This is a genomic window from Terrabacter sp. 2TAF16, from assembly GCF_052115065.1.
In the GTDB taxonomy this organism is placed as follows: domain Bacteria; phylum Actinomycetota; class Actinomycetes; order Actinomycetales; family Dermatophilaceae; genus Terrabacter.
Map to the genome: position 1 here is coordinate 1 of NZ_JBFRFZ010000039.1, position 1,183 is coordinate 1,183.

Consider the following 1,183-nt stretch of genomic DNA (forward strand, 5'->3'; position numbering starts at 1 on the left):
ACCGCTTGGGTTCAAGGGTCTGTTGCAACGAGGGCTACCCCAAGGATGGCCTCCATGCCTGGTCCTCGTCTGTCGTTGTCCGAACGTGCTCAGATCGAAGTGCTCTTCGGTCAGGGCCTGACCTTCCCAGCGATCGCCGCGGCGATCGGTCGTGACCGCTCCACCGTCTGGCGCGAGGTCACCCGTAACAACTCCTACCGCGGCGCGAATCTGAGGCGCCCCGGCGCCCGGCACCCGCACGCCCGCCGCACCCGCGGGACCGGCGGCCACCTCGGCGGCCCCTACCGGTGGGTCTACGAGCACCACGCAGCCCAGTACAACTACCGGCGCCGAGCCCGGCGCCCGCACCGACCCAAGCTGCGCAGCTCGTACAGCTGGGACCGGCCGAGCCTGTGGAGCGAGCACGTGCTGCCCAAGCTCACCCAGCGGTGGTCCCCGAAACAGATCTCCCGATGGTTGGCTTCGACCTACCCCAACCAGCCGGAGCTGCACGTGTCGCACGAGACGATCTACCAGGCGATCTACCTCCAAGGCCGTGGCGAGCTGCGCCGCGAGATCGCCACCCAACAGGCCCTGCGTTCCGGGCGGGCGCGCCGCCGGCCGCAGTCCCGCACCGCGCACGGTGCCCGCGGCAGCCGGCCTTGGCTGGCCGACTTCCACATCTCCACCCGACCCGCCGAAGCCAGTGACCGGGCCGTGCCCGGGCACTGGGAAGGCGATCTGGTCATCGGCGCCCGCGGCGCCAGCGCGATCATCACCCTCGTCGAACGCGCCACCCGCTACGTCATGCTCGGAGCCCTGCCCCAGTCGCGGGTCAGCCCCGAAGTCATCCGGGTCCTGACCGAGCTGATGGGCCGGGTCCCGGCCGAGCTGGCCAAGACCCTGACCTGGGACCAGGGCATCGAGATGCGCCGCCACACAGAGTTCACGCTGGCCACCGACTGCAAGGTGTTCTTCTGCGACCCGCACTCACCCTGGCAGCGCGGCAGCAACGAGAACACCAACGGCCTGCTACGCCAGTACTTCCCCCGTTCGAGCACCGACTTCCGCACCTACACCCAAGCCGACCTCGACCAGGTCGCCCGCGAGCTCAACGGCCGCCCCCGACAAACCCTGAACTGGCAGACTCCCGCACAAGCCCTCAACACCCACCTCGTTGCAACAGCTCCCTGAAACCGCCCCG

Annotated in this window: 1 protein-coding gene; it reads left to right on the plus strand. The window is 69.5% G+C overall.

Features of this window, described 5'->3' with window-relative positions; translation table 11 throughout:
- Positions 1-54 precede the first annotated feature (54 nt).
- Complete coding sequence (locus AB4Z14_RS22035; protein ID WP_442277111.1) at positions 55-1,173, plus strand: IS30 family transposase; 1,119 nt, start codon at positions 55-57, stop codon at positions 1,171-1,173.
- Positions 1,174-1,183 lie beyond the last annotated feature (10 nt).